Below are 20,873 nucleotides of genomic sequence, written 5' to 3'. Positions count from 1 at the left end.
TATACATTCATACCTAAAGTTACTGGCATCACAGGTCGCTAATCCCCCTGTTGCGCCAAATACGAAGGGCATAGCACCTAAATGGAGGAAGGTATGGAGTGGCAGACTCACTTGGTTTTCAATCAGCCTGAACCATTATCAAACAGCAATTTATTTCTATCTGATATGGCATTGCGGGAAGCTGTAATGCGGGAGCACGCGGGTTGGGATAGAGAGGATCTCTCTCTGATTGGGCTACAACTTGGCTCGCAGGAGTCACTGGAGTTAGGGCGACTGGCAAACAGTAATCCGCCTGAATTATTACGTTACGACGCCGCTGGCCAGCGCTTGGATCAGGTGAGATTCCACCCTGCGTGGTATGTGTTGATGCAGGAGCTGATCAAGCACCGGGTGCATAATCTGCCCTGGCAAGAGGATGCCCGTATTGGTTCCTTTGTGGCGCGTGCGGCACGTTTTATCCTGCATGCACAGGTGGAGGCAGGATCACTATGCCCAATTACCATGACATTTGGTGCCATTCCGCTGTTACAACAATCTCTCCCACCCTTATTTCACAACTGGTTGCCGCCACTGCTCTCAGATCGCTATGACCCTCATCAGGTCGTCGGTAGCCAGAAACGGGGCTTATTGATTGGCATGGGCATGACCGAAAAACAGGGGGGGTCTGATGTGCTCAGCAATACCACTCGCGCCGAGCCGCTGGAAGCGCGCGGCCATGGTGAGGCCTATCGTCTGGTCGGGCACAAGTGGTTTTTCTCCGTGCCGCAAAGTGATGCGCACCTGGTGTTGGCACAGGCGGAGGGGGGATTATCCTGCTTCTTCCTGCCTAAAATATTGCCCGACGGCACCTATAACGCCATTCGATTAGAGCGGCTGAAAGATAAGCTTGGCAACCGCTCCAATGCCAGTAGTGAAGTTGAATTTGATCATGCCACCGCCTGGCTCTTGGGGGATGAGGGTGACGGCATTCGGCAAATTCTGAAAATGGGCGGGTATACCCGCTTTGATTGTGCGCTGGGTAGTCATGGCCTGATGCGCCGTGCCTTCTCGGTCGCGCTGTATCATGCCTGGCAGCGGCAAGCTTTCGGTAAGGCACTGGTTGAGCAACCCTTAATGCGGCAGGTGCTGAGCCGCATGGCATTGCGTCTTGAGGGGCATACTGCACTGCTGATGCGCTTAGCGCGGGCATGGGAAAAGCCCCATGAGGCTCATGAGCAGATATTCAGTCGGCTGCTCACCCCGGCGGCGAAATATCGCATTTGTGGGCAGGGCAGCGCCTTTGTCGCCGAGGCGATGGAGGTGCTGGGTGGGATCGGCTATTGCGAGCAGAGTGAACTGCCACGGCTGTATCGTGAAATGCCGGTCAACAGCATTTGGGAAGGCTCCGGCAACATTATGTGCCTGGATGTGCTGCGGACATTGCGCAAACTGCCCGCCGCAATCGACATGCTACAGCAAGAGTTCTACCCAGTGCGCGGGCAGAACCGCTTGTTTGATCGCGCATGGCGACAGTTGCAGCAGCGGCTTAAAACGCCCAAGGAGGAGCAGGGGCGAGCGCTCACTCAGCAACTCTTTGATCTGTGTTGCGCCGCACAATTACTGCGTTTTGCCTCGCCACCACTGGCTGATGCCTGGTGCCGCATGACACTCGACCATCGTGACCAATATATGTTACCCGAGGCCATTTGTGCGCCGCTATTGAGCCGTGCAACGGGGCTATCGATATAACATTTATTTGTACAACAGGGCGTTAGCATACCAAGTGCCGGGGTAAATACTGTCTGACATCATGATAATCAAATAGTAGGGCGCGCCGCTGGCGTTAGCCCTACGCTTAATTTCTGCCTCTACATCCATTGGGCTGCCAAATACCTGAGCTGAGACAGTCCCCACTTTTTGCAAGTTGAGGCTCTGGGCGCGGGTGATTTCTTGTGCGTAAGGCTGAATCGCCGGTGGAGGAGCTGGCGTGACATGCAAAGCACTGCAAGCCGATAGCCCCAAAGTGATCAGTAAGAACACCACCGCATGTTTTATTGTCATCTTTACCTCTTCGCTACTGATTTAAGTACCGCGCCGCGTATAAAGGGTAATATCTTGAAAGAAATTGATTTAAGACTTTATAACCTTATTTAGGCACACTGCATTTATCTAGTATAAGCCTGTTTTTCGAGCTTACATTGCACCGATAAATACTCGGCCTGATAAATATAGGATTGCCGCCATGATTGAGATGTCGCTGGAAAACATTAATGGTATTGAGGTGATACATTCTGCCCCTGCGGGTCAGCGCCAGCAACCGCTACCGACCATTTTCTTCTATCATGGCTACACCTCGTCAAAAGAGGTCTACTCCTATTTCGCCTATGCCTTCGCGCAAGCTGGGTTTCGCACGATAGCACCTGATGCAGATATGCACGGTGCGCGCTTTAACGGCAATGAAACCCAGCGCCTATCCCACTTCTGGGAGATTCTAAAATCAAATATTGATGAGCTGCCAGCACTTAAGCAGCATTATCAGCAGGCTGGATTGATTGATGGCGATCGTATCGGTGTGGCGGGCGCATCAATGGGGGGAATGACGACATTGGGGGCTTTTGCCCGCTATCCGTGGGTGAGTGTCGCCGCAGACTTTATGGGGTCAGGCTACTTCAACTCACTGGCGCACAGCCTGTTTCCTCCGCTGGAGGCGGGACAAGGGGTCAGCCCTGCGGTATTTGAGCGCCGTTTAGCACCGCTGGCAGATTATGATCTCACTCATCAGTTGGACGTCATTGCCGGGCGGCCATTATTGGTTTGGCATGGAGAAGCGGATGATGTGGTGCCCGCCGCGGAGAGTGAGCGGTTAGTGCAGGCGCTGAGGGCCTGCGGGGGGGATCAGCATCTGACCTATCTGACAGAAGCGGGGATTGGCCATAAAATTACCCCGACAGCACTCACTGCCGGAGTGAAATTCTTCGCAGAAAATTTATAAAACGGTATGAGTGGTCAAGAATCAAGGGGATAAAAGCCCCCCGGCTAACCGGGGGGAAGGGCATATAACGGGCTATTCTTGGTTGTTGGTTGTTGGTTGTTGGTTGTTGGTTGTTGGTTGTTGGTTGTTGGTTGTTGGTTGTTGGTTGTCGTATTCTCTGGTGTTGTATTTTTACGGCTGGGTCTAACGATAAATCTCTGCATTTACCCGAATGGAGCTGTTGCTACCTGGCTCATGCATCTGAGTGATGTGATAGGCGGTTGCGCCGCGTTCGTCAGCCATTTTGCTGATTTGCGCCACGGCATCATCCGGGGAAACCACATTGTGGTTAAGGGAAATTTCGCCAATGCTGACACGTTGCTGCTGCATGGCTTCCTGACGGCTGATCTCTGTGGCGGCAAAGGTGTTGGCGGAGAGTAGTAAACTCAGTGTGGCTGCGATGGCTAGGATAGGTTTCATAGGTGACTCCAATATCTTATTTACTTACTTTGAATAACTTTCAGTTTGCTTCGCCGCTTGTTATGCGGTGGATGTAAATAATTCTAGTCGCTTTTGTTAATTTAAAAATACATCAAGATTGATTCACTTGGTCAAAAAAAGTGAACAATAATCATGTTGAGCTAATGATTTTATTGAAAGATTTAGCAGACTAATGGATCGATAACCATTGGTTAATTAATGAACAAAAAGTGCGATTTTTACTGCGTAATGGTCAGAATAAGAATAAATCCCCGTCAGTCCTTGAGTTTCCAGCGGCCCGCAAGTATAGTTACGCGTCATTTTTCAGCCGCACACAAACACGTTCCTTGCCTCCATGGGCCGCGGTTGACCCTATCAGGAGGCTGAATAATCCGTAAGGAGCAATAATCGATGCGTCATTACGAAATCGTTTTTATGGTCCATCCTGACCAAAGCGAACAGGTTCCGGGCATGATCGAGCGCTATAGTGCAACTATCACTAATGCTGCTGGTACGATCCACCGTCTGGAAGACTGGGGCCGCCGTCAACTGGCTTACCCGATCAATAAACTGCACAAAGCTCACTACGTTCTGCTGAACGTTGAAGCCCCGCAGGAAGCGATCGATGAGCTGGAAACAAACTTCCGCTTCAACGACGCCGTTATCCGTAGCATGGTTATGCGCGTTAAACACGCGGTAACTGAAGCATCACCAATGGTTAAAGCGAAAGACGAACGCCGTGAGCGTCACGACTTCGCGTCAGAAGCCAATGATGATTCCGAAGCTGGGGATTCTGAAGAGTAATTGCCGTGGTGACCACTAATCGTCTGGTACTCTCTGGCACTGTGTGCAAGACCCCGGTTCGAAAAGTAAGTCCTTCTGGTATCCCGCACTGCCAATTTGTGCTTGAGCATAGATCAACACAGCAGGAAGCCGGATTTAGCCGACAAACATGGTGCAGAATGCCCATCGTTGTTAGCGGGCAAACGTCACAAGCATTAACTCACAGTATAACGGTCGGCAGTCAGTTAACCGTTGAAGGCTTCATTAGCTGCCATCAAGGCCGCAATGGGCTAAACAAACTGGTTCTGCATGCCGAGCAGATTGAATTTATAGATTCTGGAGACTAGCCTAATGGCACGTTATTTCCGTCGTCGCAAGTTCTGCCGTTTCACCGCGGAAGGCGTTGTAGAGATTGATTATAAAGATATCGCTACGCTGAAAAACTATATCACTGAAAGTGGTAAAATTGTCCCGAGCCGTATTACCGGTACTCGTGCAAAATTCCAGCGTCAGCTCGCTCGTTGTATCAAGCGCGCTCGCTACCTGTCTTTGTTGCCGTACACTGATCGTCATCAGTAATCGGCCACTGTCCATTAACGACTTTGAGAGGATAAGGTAATGCAAGTTATTCTGCTTGATAAAGTAGCAAACCTGGGCAGCCTGGGTGACCAAGTGAACGTTAAAGCGGGCTACGCTCGTAACTTCCTGGTTCCACAAGGTAAAGCTGTTCCGGCAACTAAGAAAAACGTCGAGTTCTTTGAAGCACGCCGTGCAGAATTGGAAGCCAAATTGGCTGACGTTCTGGCTGCAGCTGAAGCTCGCGCAACCAAAATTAACGAACTGGGCAGTGTCACTATCGCTTCTAAATCTGGCGATGAAGGCAAACTGTTCGGCTCTATCGGTACTCGTGACATCGCTGATGCTGTAACTGCAGCTGGCGTTGCCGTGACCAAGAGCGAAGTTCGTCTGCCGAATGGCGTTCTGCGTACTACTGGTGAGCATGAAGTTCACTTCCAGGTACACAGCGACGTGTTCGCAAAACTGAACGTGATCGTGGTTGCAGAAGCGTAAGTTTCGCTGCTGTTAACCTGCTAAAACGCCAGCCTCGTGCTGGCGTTTTGCTTTTTGGTCAATAGGAAACTCACTGTTAATGAGGCTCTCGCTGAGGTGTCAGGAGGTCGATTCCTGCGGTAAAATATCAAATTTACACTCTTCAGCAGCCACATCTGAACAGAGGTAGATTTCAAGGAGAGGGGATTGTTGGTACTTCCAGTGAGGTTTTCCACTGATGGATACCAACCAGGTCTTGTTATCGTAGTACATGTCTATCTGCTTACCCTCGGTCTCCAGGTTATAGGTACACTTTTGAAAATTCCCCTGATCAATGAGGCTACCTTTATCTCTATCACTATCGAGAATCAATAGCGCTTCGCTGAAATCTTTAATAGCACTTTGCGCGGGAAGGGTGCCTTGCAAGAGGCCAATCCATTCTCCACCCTCCGCAGTTTTAGCGGTATAAGCTGCCCCTACCTGTGTGATGGTATCAATCGCTGGGCAATGCTGGGTGGCGAATAGGCTAAACGGCGTAAGTAGTAATACAAAAGCTAAATTATATTTCATATCATAATCACTCCCTTTATTTATGAATATGGCTATCTGGTCATGGATGGGGTTAACCATCCAGAAAACAACCTAATTCGGGAGAGACAAAGTGGCAATATCAAAGAAAATAGGGGGTGAGCTAGAAGTTAGGGCGGTGGTTAACGGTCACGGCGATAGCTGCCATCACTCTGCCGAGTAAATAGCACTTCGGTATTCGCAGTGGTTTCAATGGCCAGTGCGGCGACCACGCCTTGTGCATCCAGCATGATTTTGACCTCTTGCCCCGCTTTCAGGTTGCTCAGTGGTTTATCACTGCCCTCAACCTGCGCCATCGCAAAGACCTCATTGACCGGCAGATTATTGTCACGGAATAGCTGCGCCAATGTTTTCCCTGATTGAATCTGATAACTCTGCCACTCTCCTTGCAATGTATTAGGCGTCACGGGAGGAGCCACCGTTGGGGGTGGCGGAGCATCAAGATTATCCTGTAATTGGGCCTGTAGTGGCACGTCAGTGGACGGTGCGCTAATGGGGAAGGAGCGGTCGGTATTATCGCGTGATACCGGCCACAGCAGTGCCAGCAGCAACACAGCGGTGACGATGATTATCCAGCGACGGTGGAAGAGCGGTAATGGCTCCATCCACCGAAAACTGTCCGGCAAATGCCAGATTTTTAGCAGTAGCCCTTTGATGCCGGTTTCCGGGGTGGCTGTTGCCACGGCTTCAGGGGTGACACTATTTTCCGTAGCGGCAATATCCTCAGCAGGGGCGGTCTGTTCGGATGCACTCACTTCGGACATCAGACTTTGGTCATCGGCCACTTTAGGATCCGGTAGGATCTTCTGCCTGATCGTCAACCAGGTGTGCAGCAATGGCTGATAAATCCGATTACTCTTCCTTCTCCTGGGCGCGATTCTGCCCATGCTGACCTCTCTTCAACGGCGTAAAACGACATAAATAATAATATGGCGGTGAATCCTATAGTCTTCTAAGTATATACCCTTCCTACCTGAAATTGCCGCGTTGCTAACTGCTTGATGGCAAAAGGCAGGAGATTATAATACCTAAAAGGGGTATTTCCCGTTAGCCTGCTGCCATTGTTTCTGTTTCTTCGACAAAAGTCATCATTCACAACGCAAGATTTTACCGCGCTCCCCTGCTGCTGTTATGCTTGCGGCTTCGACATGAATAAGCGACTAAAGGAAAATCCATGACAACCCCTTCTTTTGATAGCGTTGAAGCGCAAGCGAGCTACGGGATTGGTTTACAAATCGGGCAGCAATTGCAAGAGTCCGGGCTGGAAGGTTTATTGCCAGAAGCACTACTGGCAGGTTTGCGTGACGCGATGGAGGGGAATACACCGACTGTCCCTGTTGATGTGATACATCGCGCATTACAAGAAGTACATGAAAAGGCTGATAAAGTACGTGTTGAGCGCCAGCAAGCATTGGTCGAAGAGGGGAAAACCTTTTTGGAAGAGAATGCCAAGCGTGATGACGTCACCACCACTGAATCTGGCTTGCAGTTCTCGGTGTTGCAGGCAGGCGACGGCCCGATCCCATCTCGTCAGGACCGTGTTCGTGTGCACTACACTGGCCGTTTGGTTGATGGTACGGTATTTGATAGCTCGGTTGAGCGCGGTCAGCCAGCAGAGTTTCCGGTCAGTGGCGTTATCCCTGGTTGGATCGAAGCGCTGTCCATGATGCCTGTTGGCGCTAAATGGAAGTTATACATCCCCCACAATCTGGCCTATGGCGAGCGTGGCGCGGGTGCAACTATCCCACCATTTAGCGCATTGATGTTTGAAGTAGAGCTGCTGGAAATCCTGTAATTCTTATCTTTTCCAGATGCAGTGTTATGACAAAGGGCGACGTGATGTCGCCCTTTGGCTGTTTATTAGCTGTGATAATCAATGCCCGCTAAATTATTCCCCCTTGAGTGCACGCGGGAACAGCAAATTATTTTCCAGATGAATATGTTCCATCAGATCAGTCATAAATTCATTGATGCCTGTGTAGAGCGCACGCCAGGTATTGCAGGCGCCATCTGGTGGGGTCACATTTTGCGTCAGCTGTTTTACCACTTCCAACTGTAGCCCAACCGCATCGTGTTCAGCTTCCATCACAAATATCGGGCCGCCCGCCTGAGAACCCATACCCCGCTGGATCATCGGGAACAGGATCTGCTCCTCTTTGTACATATGCTGGGTCAGCTCTTCTAAAATGGCGGTGAGTTCTGCTGCTAACCCACGTGGACATGCCGGCTTTTCGCCATGTACCCGTTCAACTTTCTCCGCCATCAGAATCAATTCCGGCAACTGCTCGCGATGGCGGTTATGGTAGCGGCTGATAATGAAATCAATGAGGTTTGTCAGCGGCTGCTGTTGCCAATCTTCAGCTGATTGCGGCTCAGCTTGTAATGCACTCAACTGTGCTTCCAGCTCATCAATATCCAACTCTAACTTATTCGCTGCGCGTAATAGTGTTTGCTTACCTCCACAACAGAAATCGAGTTGATAATGACGAAATAGCTTTGTAGCCCGTGGAATGGCGATAGCCAGCGCACCCAGAGATTGATTGCGGTAATCCATAATGACACCTCATTGAGTAATTAAATATCTATAAGATGTATAATAAATACATGTTATAGATTGCGATATAACCATAAAGAGGTATGCAGGTAACCACAGCACCCGCTAGAGCGCTGTGGTCAGAGATTATTTATGCTGTAAATCGAGTCGATAAACTTCAAAACCAATCTCATCATGGCCCTGTGCTGTCATCGGATACTGCGCTTTTTGCTTAATAAACTCAGCGGCTTTGGTGCTTGGTGAGGTTTCAAAGCGGATATCCAGTGGCTGTTTGCTCTCCAGCGTTGCCAGACGCCAGTTGTTATCAGCTTGTGGGGTCACCTGCCCATGTTTTTTGGTTTCAGCGCTGATATAGGCAGATAGCACGGCCCGGTTTTCATCCGGTGACGCGAAAGCAATATGGCTATCACCTGTTCCGGCAAACTTACCGCTGTAAGCACGGTAATTATTGGTGGCGATCAGGAATGTGGCCTTTGGATCGATAGGTTTACCATTAAATGTCAGTTGTTTAATACGCTCGGCTTTATCATTAATCAGCACGCATTCGCCGTCATAGCGTGCCGGCTGGCTAACATCTATCTCATATTTAACACCATCAATGACATCGAAATTATAGGTGCGAAAACCATCCCAATTGATCAGCGGTTGCGGCTGACGGCTGTTCACATCAATTTGATTAAATTGCGCCGCAGAGCACTCCAGCCACTGTTTCACCTCGGCACCACTGGCTTTCACCACCACCAGCGTATTTGGGTAAAGGTAGAGATCGGCGGCATTGCGGAAGGTCAACTCCCCTTTTTCCACTTCGACAAAACTGGCGGGATCATTTTTGCGGCCACCGGCTTTAAACGGCGCAGCGGCAGAGAGCACTGGCAGTCCGGCCAAATCAGGGTCGCCCTGGATAAAGTGTTCGGTATAGGCACGCTGGGCATTATTCACGATTTGAACTGTTGGATCGTCCTGAATCAGCGCCAGATAGCTGTACATATTGTCTGATGCTTTGCCGATCGGCTGGCTAACAAAATCCCGCGTCCCCTGATGGTCTGCCGCCAGCACTTTCACCAGATCCGCATTTTCTGCCGCCAGCGATTTTTGCGCGGTTTTATCGTAAATAGGGCGAGCTTCCGCTTTAGCCTGAGTCACCTGCCACTGGCCTTGGTCGTTATTCAGTACAAAATCGACGACCCCTAGATGATCACCCCACTGGCCCGGCATCACCGCCGGAATACCGTTTAATGTGCCTTGCGCGATATCCGCACCTTTAATGGCGGCAAAATCTTTGCTTGGGAAGATGGCGTGGGCATGGCCGAACATGATGGCGTCAATGCCCGGCACCTGGCTGAGGTAATAAACCGAGTTTTCCGCCATGGTTTTATAGGGGTCACTGGAGAGGCCAGAATGCGGGATCGCCACCACTAAATCCGCCCCTTGCTTGCGCATCTCCGGCACCCATTTTTTAGCGGTTTCGGTGATATCGTTGACGGTAACTTTGCCGCTGAGGTTCGCTTTGTCCCAAATCATTACTTGCGGAGGCACAAAACCAATATAGCCGATGCGCAGGTTATGGGTTTTTCCCTCGCGATCTTTCACTGGCGTGTCGACAATCAAATAGGGCTGGAATAGCGGTTTACCACTCTTAACATCAATCACGTTGGCATTCACATAGGGGAATTTGGCACCCGCCAGTGATTTTTTCAGGTAGTCCAAACCGTAGTTAAACTCGTGATTACCGATGTTACCCACCGCATAATCCAGTGTATTCATCGCCTTATAAACGGGATGAATCTCACCCGCCTTCAATCCCTTAGCAGCCATATAGTCGCCAAGTGGGCTGCCCTGAATAAGATCACCATTATCCACCAGTACACTGTTGGTCGCCTGCTGGCGAGCCGCTTCAATCAGACTTGCGGTGCGCACCAGGCCGAACTTCTCGGTAGGTTTATCTTTGTAGTAATCGAAATCCATCATGTTGCTGTGCAGGTCGGTGGTTTCCAGAACGCGCAAGTCAACAGTGGCGGCCTGTGCGCTGGTCACCGACACGGATGTGGCAACAGCAATCAGGCTGGCAAGCAGGGATAACGTCAGGGGACGCTTGAACATGGCTTTCTCCATTAAGAACTATTAGACGTGTATCGCAAAAGAACATGTAACTTTAAATAATTGCTAAAGCAAAGTGTGAAGTTTGGCAGAAAGTAGCAGCGGATACCGCGCAGAAGTTCACAGTTGTAGCAGGTTAATGCCACTGATTTTATAAGCAGTTTTCTGGCAAATATGGCTATTTAGCAGGAATATTATTAGTCTGCAGGGGGGGGGGATAAGTCTTGAGATGATTCATGCTTTACGTTCTAAAATGAATATAAGACCAGTGAACAGTTCCAGGAGCCACTATCGATAACGTGTATTCTGACTATCAATATTCAATACCAAGGGGTGGATGATGTTAGAGCAAATTTGCCAGTTAGCCCGCGAAGCAGGCGTGGCGATTATGGCGGTCTATCAGGGTGATAAGCCCCTTGATGTGGCCCATAAAAAAGATGATTCACCGGTGACTGCGGCTGATCTCGCGGCTCACCAGATTATCAAAGCCGGATTAGCCACATTGACCCCTGACATTCCGCTGTTGTCTGAAGAGGACCCGCCGGCTTGGGAGGTGCGTCAGCATTGGCAGCGCTATTGGCTGGTTGATCCGCTGGATGGCACCAAAGAGTTTCTGAATCGCAATGGCGAGTTTACCGTCAATATCGCATTGATTGATAAGGGTGAGCCGGTACTGGGCGTGGTGTACACCCCGGTGACTGAGGTGATGTACAGTGCCGAAAATGGTCAGGCCTGGAAAGAGGAGGGTGGGCGGCGTATGCAGATTCAGGTGCGTGATGCACTGCCGCCGCTGGTGGTCGTGAGTCGCTCCCACAGCGATGCTGAACTGGAGGATTATCTGGCGCAACTGGGCGAACATCAGACAGTATCGGTCGGTTCGTCACTCAAGTTTTGTTTGGTGGCAGAAGGGAGGGCCCAGCTCTATCCTCGCTTTGGGCCAACGAATGTGTGGGACACCGCGGCGGGACATGCCATTGCCCTTGCTGCCGGAGCACAGGTTCACGATTGGCAGGGTAAACCGCTTTCTTATATCCCACGTGAATCATTCCTGAACCCCGGCTTTAGAGTGTCGCTATTCTAATCTATTGCTTAACCAACTGGTGCAGGTGGTCGATGACCTGCTGCACCTCTTCTGGTGTCAGTGCGCCATCTTTGACAAAATTCACATTCCCTTGCTGATCCAGCACCACGATGGTGGAGCCTTTATCCGCTAAGGCCCATGCCTTTTTGACATTGCCGTTGCTGTCGACCACAAACTGCGACCAAGGGAATTCGCGTTTATTGCTTTCAATGCTATTACGCACAAACATGGCGGTGCCAATAATGGCGTCATCAGTATTGACGATCGTCGTCGTTTGGTAATGTTCGTGTGGCAGATTAGCGTGCTTGATGGCCTCCACTAAGGGCGCATTCAGCTCTTTTGCTGAGGTTCGCCCAGCAATATGCTGGATGACTCGCACTTTGCCGGGCAGTTGCGAGCTATTCCAGTTTTTATAGCTAAACTGATCAGTAGCTTTATCGTAATTCAGTTCACCTTTATCGCTGACACCAACCGGTGGTACACGTTGGTTGTTTTGAATGGAATGGGCGCTGACCAGTAGCGGTGTGAATAGTAGCGACAGTATCAGCAGGCTATTTTTTATCATGTAATGTCCTTGGGGATCTTATGGGTAGACTCGACTTATCCCTGAATGCAGGCTACAGGTAAGTTTTCCAATCATAGGTGCTGATCAGTGGTCTGTCCTGTCAGTTGAAAAAAATTATTTCCACCAGTAACTAGATGGTTATTCTGTTAATAAGTCTAATTTTATCCATCTGGTACTGTAATTTTATGTAAACCCAGCATCAATGACTGAATATGGGGGAACTTAAGCCCATACTCTAGGTCTATTACTCTGCAATTATCTTACGCTACCTGTGATCTTGGTCGCTAATGCGCCAGAGGGTGTGTATTGGTGTTATGGAGGAAAGTAAAACAATGAGGATCTTCCCACGTTACAATCCGGCAAAAGTCGCGATGTATGTTAAAACGTTATTCCGTGGCCGTCTGTACATCAAGGATATGGGGGCTTTTGAGTTCGATAAAGGTAAGATTTTAATCCCGAAAGTTAGGGATAAGCGCCACTTTGAAGTGATGTCGGAAGTGAATCGGCAAGTGATGCGTTTGCAGTCTGAAATGGGCTGACACCCACTTAATTGAAGTGGCAGCGTTGTTAGCAGCACAGGTGCTGTCTAGCTGTAACTCCAATGACTTTGGGTATGACACTACTCTGAACAAAATTAATTGCGGCCCCTATATTGGGGCCGCTAATGTTTTACCGGGTAACTCACTCAAGCAATAGATTTACGCATCACTACTTTCGTGCGGGGCTTTTGGTAGTATAGGTGCGGGTAGGTCACTGAGTTTGGTCACCAGTAACTGATCGATTTTGTAGCTATCGATATCCACCACTTCAAATTTGTAACCAGCATACTTGACGAAATCAGTGCGCTTTGGAATTTTGCGCAGCATATACATCATAAAGCCGCCGATGGTTTCATAATTACCCGATTGGGGGAACTCATCAATATGCAGTACGCGCATGACATCTTCAATTGGGGTGCCCCCCTCAATCAACCATGAGCTTTCATCACGGGCGACAATCTGTTCTTCCTGCCCTTGCCCTACCAAATCGCCCATCAGCGTGGTCATCACGTCATTCAGGGTAATTATCCCAACCACCAATGCATATTCGTTGAGAATAACGGCAAAATCTTCACCGGCAGTTTTAAAGCTCTCAAGCGCCTCAGAGAGTGTCAGGGTGTCTGGGACAATCAGTGCTGAGCGAATTTGCACTCCACTACTCAGTACCAGACTCTGGTTACCCAATACTCGGTTCAGCAAGTCTTTGGAGTCAACATAGCCCACTACCTGATCGATATGCCCATCGCAGACCAGGAATTTTGAGTGTGGATGGGTGGAAATCTTCTCTTTTATGCTGTCTTCGCTCTCCCGCAGATCAAAATAGATCACACTTTCGCGCGAGGTCATGGAGGAGGGTACTGTGCGAGACTCTAACTCGAAAACGTTTTCAATCAGCTCGTGCTCTTGTTTGCGTAACACGCCGGCCAATGCACCAGCCTCTACCACGGCATAGATATCATCCGAGGTGATGTCATCATTGCGAACCATTGGTAGCTTAAATAGACGGAAGATCAGATTCGCCATCCCATTGAAGAACCAGACTAATGGGCGACAAATCATCAAACAGAAGCGCATCGGGTTGACGATCCGAACGGCAACCGCTTCAGGCGAAATCATCCCGATGCGTTTCGGAGTTAAGTCGGCAAACAGAATAAATAAGCTGGTGACCAGAACGAATGAGCAAATAAAACTGACCTGGTCGGCAAGCTCAGGTGACATAAAGCGTTCAAACACCACTCTGAAAGAGGGCGAGAACGCCGCATCACCGACGATACCCCCGAGGATGGCAACGGCGTTCAGGCCAATTTGCACCACGGTGAAGAAAATCCCCGGCGTCTCCTGCAATTTAAGAACCCGCGCGGCGTTGATATCGCCATCGTCGGCCAGAAGTTTTAACTTAATTTTGCGTGAAGCGGCCAATGAAATTTCTGATAACGAGAAAAAGGCGCTCACCGCAATTAAAAAAAGAATCAGTAAAATACTGTTTAACATAATCTATCCGTGTCGTACCGACGATGCGCCGGCGATCGTAAGGAAGGGCCATACTGTTTAATTGGGTTAATTCAATTGGTTCAATGCTGAATTCAAGATAGCGGTAGAAAACCGCTTTCGGGCTGAGTGAACAGCCCGAAAAGAGTATAGCAGCAGCGATAAGAGCGCCGCTAGCCCTACAAATTGGGCGGCATACAAACACCAATGCCACCCAGCCCACAATAGCCATGTGGATTCTTGTACAAATATTGCTGATGGTCATCCTCGGCATAGTAAAACGGTAGGGCAACGGCAATCTCACTGGTAATCGCCCGATGGTCACCGGCTTGCGCCATCGCTTGCTGGAACTGGGTTTTGCTCTCGTTAGCTTGTGCTTCCTGCTCAGGAGTCAAAACGTAAATCGCTGAACGATATTGTGTGCCGATATCACCCCCCTGGCGCATTCCCTGAGCCGGATCGTGATTTTCCCAGAAGATCTGCAATAGCTGTTTATAGCTGACGATGGCAGGATCAAAGACCACACGAACCACCTCGGCATGGGCGGTACGGCCGCTGCAAACCTCATGGTAGGTCGGGTTTGGTGTATAGCCACCGCTGTAACCGGCTGCGGTGCTATAGATGCCCGATTGTTGCCAAAACAGGCGTTCGACACCCCAGAAGCAGCCCATGGCGAAGATGGCCACTTCCATCCCCTCAGGGATATGGGTCATTGAGTGACCATTCACCACATGGAGAGTTGCGACCGGCATTGGCGTCAGTCGTCCCGGCAAAGCATTTGCCGCATCAATGACGGCAGATTTATCAAAATTTTGCACCAAAATAGCCTCCTGTGTGTACAGTGAATCCTAAGTTTACAGTAAATTACTAACAAGATGTTTACAGTGAATGGCGATAGACAGTTGTATCTGACTACGAGTTTGCACACAATAAGAGCCATCCTGCGATAATGTAGCGGTTTAAAGTGGAATTTTAGGCATAACGCGTTTAAATCGGACTTTAAGTGCGGGATGATTGTGTCAGTGACGAAACGTCCGTGAGATGGTTTTTTACAGGAATGTATACCCAATAGGTTTCAATATGCGGGAAGGCGCCGGCCACCGATAACCTGAAACATAAAGGGAATAAAATTAATTAGGAGCGCGCGTGCCACGATACCCAATCTTGTGTTTTTTGTGCGTATTGCTCGCCACACCTCTCGCCTATGCTGCCAATGTGCGGTTGCAGGTTGAAGGTCTTAGCGGGGATTTAGAGAGAAACGTCAGGGCACGTTTATCCACAATTGGGACTGATGAAGTCACCGCTGATGGCCGTTTCCGCTCGCGGGTGGATGAGGCTATTCGTCAGGGGCTGCGCGCTTTAGGCTATTACGACCCCACTATCACCTTTGATTTGCAAGAGCGCCCAGCGCCTGCTCGTTCTGTTTTGATTGCCAAAGTGGTTCCCGGCGAACCGGTATTGATTGCTGGTGTTGATATCGTCCTGCAAGGCGGGGCGAAAACAGATCCCGACTATTTGGCGCTGGTGCGCCGCGATACCCCAAAAATAGGCTCAGTCCTCAATCATGGTGATTTTGATAATTTCAAAAGTTCGCTGACCGGTCTGGCACTGCGCCGTGGTTACTTCGACGCCAATATGATCAAAAGCCAGTTGGGTGTTGCAGCCGAGCTGCGCAAAGCATTCTGGGATATCGATTTCGACAGCGGAGAGCGCTACCGCTTTGGCAAAGTTGTCTTTCAGGGATCGCAGATTCGCGAGGATTTCCTGCAAAATTTAGTGCCTTTTCATGAGGGTGAATACTACACCTCTGATGAGCTAGCCGAGCTAAACCGCCGTCTGGCGGCGACTAACTGGTTTAACTCTGTGGTGGTCTCACCTGATTTCCGTGATGCGCGAAAAACCAAAATCCTGCCACTTGATGCGGTTGTCACCCCGCGAACAGAAAATACGATCGAACTGGGGGGCGGCTATGCGACTGATGTGGGGCCGCGCCTAACCGGCAGTTGGCGCAAACCATGGATGAACTCCTACGGGCACAGTCTGACCACCAGTACCACGCTCTCCGCCCCTGAGCAGACACTGGATTTCAGCTATCGTATTCCGCTGATGAAGAGTCCGCTGGAACAGTATTACCTGCTACAGGGCGGGTTTAAGCGCACTGACCTCAATGACACCAACTCTGATACCACCACGCTGAACGTGGCTCGATTCTGGGATCTCTCCAGTGGTTGGAAGCGCTCGGTTAACCTGCGTTGGAGTCTGGATCACTTTACCCAAGGTAGTGTCACCGACACCACCATGCTGCTCTATCCGGGGGTGAGTATTAGCCGTACCCGCCAGCGGGGCGGGGCGATGCCAGTCTGGGGGGATAGCCAAAATTATTCCATTGACTGGTCTGATACCACATGGGGGTCAGATGTCGATTTCGGCATATTCCAGGCGCAAAACGTCTGGATTCGTACCCTGGGCGAGAAAAACCGCTTTGTGGTGCGCGGTAATTTGGGCTGGATCGAAACCAATAATTTTGACCGTGTGCCCCCTTCACTGCGCTTCTTCGCTGGGGGTGACCGCAGTATTCGTGGCTATAAATTCCGAGATATCTCACCACGCGACAGTGAAGGCAAGCTGACCGGTGCCTCTAAATTGGCCACCGGTACACTCGAATATCAATATAACGTGACGGGCCGCTGGTGGGGCGCGGTATTCGTCGATTCAGGTGAAGCCGTTAATGACATTCGCAAGAGTGATTTCAAAACCGGTGCCGGGGTGGGGGTACGTTGGGCCTCTCCGGTCGGCCCGATCAAGCTGGATATCGCCAAACCTATTGGTGACAACACCGCACATGGCGTGCAATTTTACATCGGTTTGGGGCCTGAACTATGAGGTGGATAAAGAGACTTAGCATCGCATTTTTGCTCATTATCCTGCTGTTGGTGGGGGCGCTGGCGGGTCTGCTTGGCACCACCAGTGGTTTGCATTTGCTGATTAACAGCGCTGCGCGTTGGGTGCCGGGCCTGGATATTGCCAGTGTCAGCGGCGGCTGGCGTGATCTCACCCTAAAAGGTGTTCAGTACCAAATGCCGGGTGTCACCGTGCAAGCGGGCCAATTTCATCTCTCATTGCAGCTATCTTGCCTCAAGCGTAGCGAGCTATGCGTCAATGCCCTGACCGCGCAAAATGTAGATGTGGTGGTCGATACCAAAGCCCTGCCTCCTGCGGCAGAAACACCGGCTAGCACTGAGCCGATGGGTGAGCTGAGTACCCCGTATCCCATCACTTTGCGCATGTTGTCGCTGAATAATGTCAAAGTCGCCATTGATGACACCGCGATTTCGTTGGATGAATTCCGCACTGGCGCGCACTGGCAGCAGCGGGCGCTCAACTTAATGCCAACTAAAATCAGTGGGTTATTGATTGCATTGCCGAAAACGGTGCCCGCCATCGTCCCTGATGCCGCCAAACCGGCGGTTGAAACCGCCATTGCGGTGAAAGAAGCGGTTGAGCAGCAAGCGGCCCCCCCTGCCCCTACCGCGCCGGAGACCCCGCTCGGTGAAAGTTTAAAAGCCTTATTTGCCAAACCGTTATTATCAGAGCTGCCGGACTTCCGGTTGCCACTGGATTTGCAGATTAAATCGATCAGCGGGCAGCAGCTTAGGCTGACGGGTGATACCGATGTGCTGATCAGTAGTCTTTTGTTGCAAGCCAGCACTCAGGATCAGCGCATCACACTGGATACACTGGAGATTAAGTCGCCACAGGGCGGGCTATCAGCCCAAGGTGAGGCGACGCTGGCGGATAAGTGGCCGCTGAGTATGGTGGTCAACAGCACATTGAACGTGGAGCCGCTGAAAGGCGAGAAAGTGAAGCTGACCCTCGGCGGCGCATTACGCGAGCAACTCAAGGTGGCGCTGAATTTATCTGGCCCGGTGAGTGCGCAATTGGATGCCGAGGCCTCACTGGCGCAGGTGGGTTTGCCATTGGCGCTAACGCTGCAAAGCAAGCAACTGCGCTGGCCGCTGGCGGGGGAATCTGAGTATCAAATCGATAATCTCAGAATGCGCCTCAACGGACAGGCGACGGATTACGCACTTTCGATTCGCGCTGAATTGAAAGGCAGCGACTTACCGCCTGCGGTATTGACGTTCGATGGCAAAGGAAATATCGAGCAATTCAATCTGACACGTTTACGTCTGGCGGCGCTGCAAGGTAACACTGACCTGACCGGTGTGGTGGAGTGGAGCAAGGCGGTGAGTTGGAACTCGGTATTGACCCTGTCGGGCATTAACACCGCGAAACAGTGGCCGGAGTGGCCAGCAAAACTGAGTGGCAAGATTGTGACGCGCGGCAGTATCCACGGCGGTAGCTGGCAGTTACAGGTGCCGGAGCTGACGCTGGACGGTAATGTGAAACAAAACCGGGTGACGGCTCGTGGTTCATTGACGGGGAATGCGGCGGGTCAGTGGCATATTCCGGGCATCAATCTGGCATTGGGCCGTAATAAGCTGGATGTGAGAGGTGATCTTAACGATCAATGGCAGCTTGATGCCAATATTGATGCGCCACAGCTGGACGGGGCGCTGCCTGGATTGGCCGGTGTGGTGAAAGGGACGTTGAGATTACGCGGCAACCTTAAAGCGCCGCAACTGCTGGCGGATCTCACCGCCAACCGCCTGCAATGGCAAGAGTTGAGCATCAATCGAGTGAGGGTTGAGGGGGACGTCCGCTCGACAGATCAAATTCAGGGTCAGCTCGCCATCAGGGTTGAGCAGCTCAAGCAAGCCGATTTAGTGGTCAGCCTATTGACGCTGGATGCCCGTGGCAGTGAAAAGCAGCATCAGTTGCGGCTGAATATGCAGGGTGAGCCGGTGTCCGGTCAACTGGCCTTGGAGGGCAGCTTTGACCGTCAACAAGAGCGCTGGCGCGGTAGCCTCAACAATACGCGCTTCGATACACCGGTAGGTGAATGGCGTTTAAGTCGTGCCATCGCCCTGGATTACCAAAATACTCTACAGCGGGTCACTATCGGGCCGCATTGCTGGCTTAATCCGAATGCGGAGCTTTGTGTCCCAAGGGCTATCGAAGCTGGCCCTAGCGGGCAGGCGAGTGTGGTGCTTAATCGCTTTGATTTAGCCATGATAAAACCTTTCCTCGGCCCGGATACCACCATGAGCGGGGTGTTCACTGGGCGGGCTGATGTCAGTTGGAAAGCGGGTGGCAGCCTGCCAGATGTGCGGGTATCACTCAGTGGTAACGGCGTCAAAGTGCAGCAAGTGGTGCAGGGTAATCCGCTACCCATCGCATTTGAAACGCTGAATCTAAATGGCGGGTTGGCCAATGGGCAGGTGCGGGCCGACTGGCTTATCAAGCTGGTGAATAATGGTCAGTTCTCAGGGCAGGTGCAGGTCACAGACCCGGAAGGGCGGCGTAATTTATCCGGTAACATTGCTATCAGTAATATCTCGCTGGCAATGATTAATCCGATTCTCAGTGATGGTGAAAAAGCCGCTGGCCTACTCAATGCCAATCTCCGTCTGGGGGGAAGTGCCAAAAACCCATTAGTTTTCGGTCGGTTAGCACTGGATAATGTGGATGTCGATGGCAGTTGGATGCCATTTGATATTACCGAAGGGCGGCTGGTGATGAACTTCGACGGCATGACCTCAACGTTGGATGGCTTGATTCGCACTTCTCAGGGGCAGCTCAATCTCTCCGGCGATGCCGATTGGCGTGATATCAATGCCTGGCGCGCCCGAATCGCGGCAAAAGGCAACAAGTTGCGTGTCACTATCCCACCGATGGTGCGGATAGATGTCTCGCCAGATATTGTTTTTGAAGCCACGCCGCAGCTGTTTACTCTTAATGGTTCGGTGGATATCCCGTGGGCGCGTATCACGGTGCAGGAAGTGCCTGAAACGGCGGTCGGTGTCTCATCAGATGAAGTGATGCTCAATAACGATCTGCAGCCAATTTCGCCCCGCTCGACCAGTATTCCTATCAACAGCAATCTGGTGATTCGGGTCGGTAATGATGTTCGCCTGAATGCCTTTGGCCTGAAAGCCCGCTTGCAGGGCGATTTGAAAATGGTTCAAGATCAGCGCGGGTTAGGTTTGAACGGGCAAATTAATATCCCATCCGGTAGCTTCCGGGCTTATGGGCAGGATTTGATTGTCAATAAAGGGGTATTGCTATTCTCCGGCCCGCCGGATCAGCCGTTGCTTAATATTGAAGCCATACGAAATCCTGATGCGACCGCTAACGGTGTCACCGCTGGCGTACGGGTGACAGGGATGGCGGACTCGCCACGGCTGGAGATATTCTCAGATCCCGCGATGTCACAGCAAGAGGCGCTATCTTACCTATTACGCGGGCAGGGGCTGGGTAATTCAGGGGCCGACAGCGGCCTGATGACCTCAATGCTGGTCGGCATGGGGGTTGCACAAAGTGGTAAACTTGTGGGTAAAATCGGCGAGGCATTTGGTGTCAGCAACCTGGCACTGGATACTCAGGGGGTCGGCGATAGCTCGCAAGTGGTTGTGAGCGGCTATGTCACCAAGGACCTGCAAATAAAATATGGTGTGGGTATATTTGACTCGCTGGCAACGTTAACATTACGTTATCGGTTGATGCCAAGGTTGTATCTGGAAGCGGTGTCTGGTATTGATCAGGCATTAGATGTGCTTTATCAGTTTGAGTTCTAA

20 protein-coding genes are annotated in these 20,873 nt (G+C 50.9%); 11 read left to right on the top strand and 9 right to left on the bottom strand.

Annotated elements, in window-relative coordinates:
• Positions 1 to 81: 81 nt before the first annotated feature.
• A complete protein-coding gene (locus FFE93_RS19065; RefSeq protein ID WP_138775784.1) occupies positions 82 to 1,728 on the top strand; it encodes an isovaleryl-CoA dehydrogenase in 1,647 nt (548 codons plus the stop codon).
• Between the two features lie 3 nt (positions 1,729 to 1,731).
• Here the strand turns inward: FFE93_RS19065 and bsmA are convergent, their stop codons facing one another.
• The gene (bsmA, locus tag FFE93_RS19060; RefSeq protein ID WP_049600064.1) at positions 1,732 to 2,040 is read right to left on the bottom strand and encodes a biofilm peroxide resistance protein BsmA; all 309 of its coding nucleotides are present in this window, start codon (positions 2,038 to 2,040) and stop codon (positions 1,732 to 1,734) included.
• A gap of 181 nt (positions 2,041 to 2,221) precedes the next feature.
• Between bsmA and yjfP the strand changes: the two genes are divergently transcribed.
• Entirely contained in the window at positions 2,222 to 2,971 is a 750-nt protein-coding gene (gene yjfP / locus FFE93_RS19055; protein ID WP_138775782.1) for an esterase, read from the top strand.
• 183 nt (positions 2,972 to 3,154) lie between these two features.
• Here the strand turns inward: yjfP and FFE93_RS19050 are convergent, their stop codons facing one another.
• Positions 3,155 to 3,430, bottom strand: a complete 276-nt coding sequence (locus FFE93_RS19050; RefSeq protein ID WP_005272654.1) for a DUF1471 domain-containing protein — start codon at positions 3,428 to 3,430, stop codon at positions 3,155 to 3,157.
• 411 nt (positions 3,431 to 3,841) lie between these two features.
• On the opposite strand from FFE93_RS19050, the gene rpsF reads away from it, so the two are divergent.
• The 4 genes from rpsF to rplI are packed head-to-tail and all read left to right on the top strand — an operon-like array spanning position 3,842 to position 5,284.
• Positions 3,842 to 4,234 carry a 30S ribosomal protein S6 gene (gene rpsF, locus FFE93_RS19040; protein ID WP_002210153.1) on the top strand — a complete coding sequence of 131 codons (393 nt, stop codon included), beginning with the start codon at positions 3,842 to 3,844 and terminating at the stop codon, positions 4,232 to 4,234.
• Between the two features lie 5 nt (positions 4,235 to 4,239).
• Positions 4,240 to 4,560 (top strand): primosomal replication protein N, encoded by a 321-nt coding sequence (priB, locus tag FFE93_RS19035; RefSeq protein ID WP_048619007.1) that lies wholly within the window; start codon positions 4,240 to 4,242, stop codon positions 4,558 to 4,560.
• 4 nt (positions 4,561 to 4,564) lie between these two features.
• Positions 4,565 to 4,792, top strand: coding sequence for a 30S ribosomal protein S18 (rpsR, locus tag FFE93_RS19030; protein ID WP_005272652.1), 228 nt, complete (start codon positions 4,565 to 4,567; stop codon positions 4,790 to 4,792).
• A gap of 39 nt (positions 4,793 to 4,831) precedes the next feature.
• Positions 4,832 to 5,284 (top strand): 50S ribosomal protein L9, encoded by a 453-nt coding sequence (rplI, locus tag FFE93_RS19025; RefSeq protein WP_005272649.1) that lies wholly within the window; start codon positions 4,832 to 4,834, stop codon positions 5,282 to 5,284.
• Positions 5,285 to 5,383: 99 nt separating this feature from the next.
• Here the strand turns inward: rplI and FFE93_RS19020 are convergent, their stop codons facing one another.
• Together FFE93_RS19020 and FFE93_RS19015 are read right to left on the bottom strand one after the other, a co-directional pair.
• Positions 5,384 to 5,833 carry a DUF3757 domain-containing protein gene (locus tag FFE93_RS19020; protein ID WP_032897169.1) on the bottom strand — a complete coding sequence of 150 codons (450 nt, stop codon included), beginning with the start codon at positions 5,831 to 5,833 and terminating at the stop codon, positions 5,384 to 5,386.
• A gap of 140 nt (positions 5,834 to 5,973) precedes the next feature.
• Positions 5,974 to 6,738, bottom strand: coding sequence for an OapA family protein (locus FFE93_RS19015; RefSeq protein ID WP_138775780.1), 765 nt, complete (start codon positions 6,736 to 6,738; stop codon positions 5,974 to 5,976).
• A gap of 287 nt (positions 6,739 to 7,025) precedes the next feature.
• Between FFE93_RS19015 and FFE93_RS19010 the strand changes: the two genes are divergently transcribed.
• A complete protein-coding gene (locus tag FFE93_RS19010) occupies positions 7,026 to 7,646 on the top strand; it encodes a peptidylprolyl isomerase (RefSeq protein ID WP_005272644.1) in 621 nt (206 codons plus the stop codon).
• 93 nt (positions 7,647 to 7,739) lie between these two features.
• On the opposite strand, the gene ytfE is transcribed toward FFE93_RS19010, so the two are convergent.
• Together ytfE and FFE93_RS19000 are read right to left on the bottom strand one after the other, a co-directional pair.
• Positions 7,740 to 8,405, bottom strand: coding sequence for an iron-sulfur cluster repair protein YtfE (ytfE, locus tag FFE93_RS19005; RefSeq protein WP_005272643.1), 666 nt, complete (start codon positions 8,403 to 8,405; stop codon positions 7,740 to 7,742).
• A gap of 126 nt (positions 8,406 to 8,531) precedes the next feature.
• Entirely contained in the window at positions 8,532 to 10,517 is a 1,986-nt protein-coding gene (locus tag FFE93_RS19000; RefSeq protein WP_054872523.1) for a bifunctional 2',3'-cyclic-nucleotide 2'-phosphodiesterase/3'-nucleotidase, read from the bottom strand.
• A 325-nt stretch (positions 10,518 to 10,842) separates the two neighbouring features.
• Between FFE93_RS19000 and cysQ the strand changes: the two genes are divergently transcribed.
• Positions 10,843 to 11,583, top strand: coding sequence for a 3'(2'),5'-bisphosphate nucleotidase CysQ (cysQ, locus tag FFE93_RS18995; RefSeq protein ID WP_032897153.1), 741 nt, complete (start codon positions 10,843 to 10,845; stop codon positions 11,581 to 11,583).
• A 1-nt stretch (position 11,584) separates the two neighbouring features.
• Here the strand turns inward: cysQ and FFE93_RS18990 are convergent, their stop codons facing one another.
• Positions 11,585 to 12,148, bottom strand: a complete 564-nt coding sequence (locus FFE93_RS18990) for a YtfJ family protein (RefSeq protein WP_005272640.1) — start codon at positions 12,146 to 12,148, stop codon at positions 11,585 to 11,587.
• A 332-nt stretch (positions 12,149 to 12,480) separates the two neighbouring features.
• On the opposite strand from FFE93_RS18990, the gene FFE93_RS18985 reads away from it, so the two are divergent.
• Positions 12,481 to 12,687: a DUF1107 domain-containing protein gene (locus tag FFE93_RS18985; RefSeq protein WP_032897150.1), complete on the top strand. Its 207-nt coding sequence runs from the start codon at positions 12,481 to 12,483 to the stop codon at positions 12,685 to 12,687.
• 159 nt (positions 12,688 to 12,846) lie between these two features.
• Here the strand turns inward: FFE93_RS18985 and FFE93_RS18980 are convergent, their stop codons facing one another.
• Both FFE93_RS18980 and msrA read right to left on the bottom strand, forming a co-directional pair.
• A complete protein-coding gene (locus FFE93_RS18980) occupies positions 12,847 to 14,178 on the bottom strand; it encodes a hemolysin family protein (RefSeq protein WP_004875441.1) in 1,332 nt (443 codons plus the stop codon).
• A 176-nt stretch (positions 14,179 to 14,354) separates the two neighbouring features.
• Entirely contained in the window at positions 14,355 to 14,993 is a 639-nt protein-coding gene (gene msrA / locus FFE93_RS18975; protein WP_005272635.1) for a peptide-methionine (S)-S-oxide reductase MsrA, read from the bottom strand.
• Between the two features lie 328 nt (positions 14,994 to 15,321).
• Between msrA and FFE93_RS18970 the strand changes: the two genes are divergently transcribed.
• Both FFE93_RS18970 and FFE93_RS18965 read left to right on the top strand, forming a co-directional pair.
• The gene (locus FFE93_RS18970) at positions 15,322 to 17,058 is read left to right on the top strand and encodes an autotransporter assembly complex protein TamA (RefSeq protein WP_032897144.1); all 1,737 of its coding nucleotides are present in this window, start codon (positions 15,322 to 15,324) and stop codon (positions 17,056 to 17,058) included.
• Positions 17,055 to 20,873 carry a translocation/assembly module TamB domain-containing protein gene (locus FFE93_RS18965; protein WP_138775778.1) on the top strand — a complete coding sequence of 1,273 codons (3,819 nt, stop codon included), beginning with the start codon at positions 17,055 to 17,057 and terminating at the stop codon, positions 20,871 to 20,873. Before FFE93_RS18970 ends, FFE93_RS18965 begins: the two co-directional genes overlap by 4 nt.

The sequence above is a fragment of the Yersinia sp. KBS0713 genome (assembly GCF_005937895.2).
Lineage (GTDB): Bacteria > Pseudomonadota > Gammaproteobacteria > Enterobacterales > Enterobacteriaceae > Yersinia > Yersinia bercovieri.
This window is presented reverse-complemented; position numbering and strand designations above follow the sequence as displayed.

Bases quoted from the DNA above. Each gene is read 5' to 3' on its own strand.
- cysQ (WP_032897153.1), top strand. From the start codon at position 10,843: ATGTTAGAGCAAATTTGCCAGTTAGCCCGCGAAGCAGGCGTGGCGATT.
- FFE93_RS18985 (WP_032897150.1), top strand. From the start codon at position 12,481: ATGAGGATCTTCCCACGTTACAATCCGGCAAAAGTCGCGATGTATGTT.
- FFE93_RS18980 (WP_004875441.1), bottom strand. From the start codon at position 14,178: ATGTTAAACAGTATTTTACTGATTCTTTTTTTAATTGCGGTGAGCGCC.
- FFE93_RS19015 (WP_138775780.1), bottom strand. From the start codon at position 6,738: ATGGGCAGAATCGCGCCCAGGAGAAGGAAGAGTAATCGGATTTATCAG.
- FFE93_RS19000 (WP_054872523.1), bottom strand. From the start codon at position 10,517: ATGGAGAAAGCCATGTTCAAGCGTCCCCTGACGTTATCCCTGCTTGCC.
- yjfP (WP_138775782.1), top strand. From the start codon at position 2,222: ATGATTGAGATGTCGCTGGAAAACATTAATGGTATTGAGGTGATACAT.
- rplI (WP_005272649.1), top strand. From the start codon at position 4,832: ATGCAAGTTATTCTGCTTGATAAAGTAGCAAACCTGGGCAGCCTGGGT.
- rpsR (WP_005272652.1), top strand. From the start codon at position 4,565: ATGGCACGTTATTTCCGTCGTCGCAAGTTCTGCCGTTTCACCGCGGAA.
- FFE93_RS19065 (WP_138775784.1), top strand. From the start codon at position 82: ATGGAGGAAGGTATGGAGTGGCAGACTCACTTGGTTTTCAATCAGCCT.
- FFE93_RS19050 (WP_005272654.1), bottom strand. From the start codon at position 3,430: ATGAAACCTATCCTAGCCATCGCAGCCACACTGAGTTTACTACTCTCC.
- FFE93_RS19020 (WP_032897169.1), bottom strand. From the start codon at position 5,833: ATGAAATATAATTTAGCTTTTGTATTACTACTTACGCCGTTTAGCCTA.
- FFE93_RS18965 (WP_138775778.1), top strand. From the start codon at position 17,055: ATGAGGTGGATAAAGAGACTTAGCATCGCATTTTTGCTCATTATCCTG.
- FFE93_RS18990 (WP_005272640.1), bottom strand. From the start codon at position 12,148: ATGATAAAAAATAGCCTGCTGATACTGTCGCTACTATTCACACCGCTA.
- ytfE (WP_005272643.1), bottom strand. From the start codon at position 8,405: ATGGATTACCGCAATCAATCTCTGGGTGCGCTGGCTATCGCCATTCCA.
- FFE93_RS19010 (WP_005272644.1), top strand. From the start codon at position 7,026: ATGACAACCCCTTCTTTTGATAGCGTTGAAGCGCAAGCGAGCTACGGG.
- rpsF (WP_002210153.1), top strand. From the start codon at position 3,842: ATGCGTCATTACGAAATCGTTTTTATGGTCCATCCTGACCAAAGCGAA.
- bsmA (WP_049600064.1), bottom strand. From the start codon at position 2,040: ATGACAATAAAACATGCGGTGGTGTTCTTACTGATCACTTTGGGGCTA.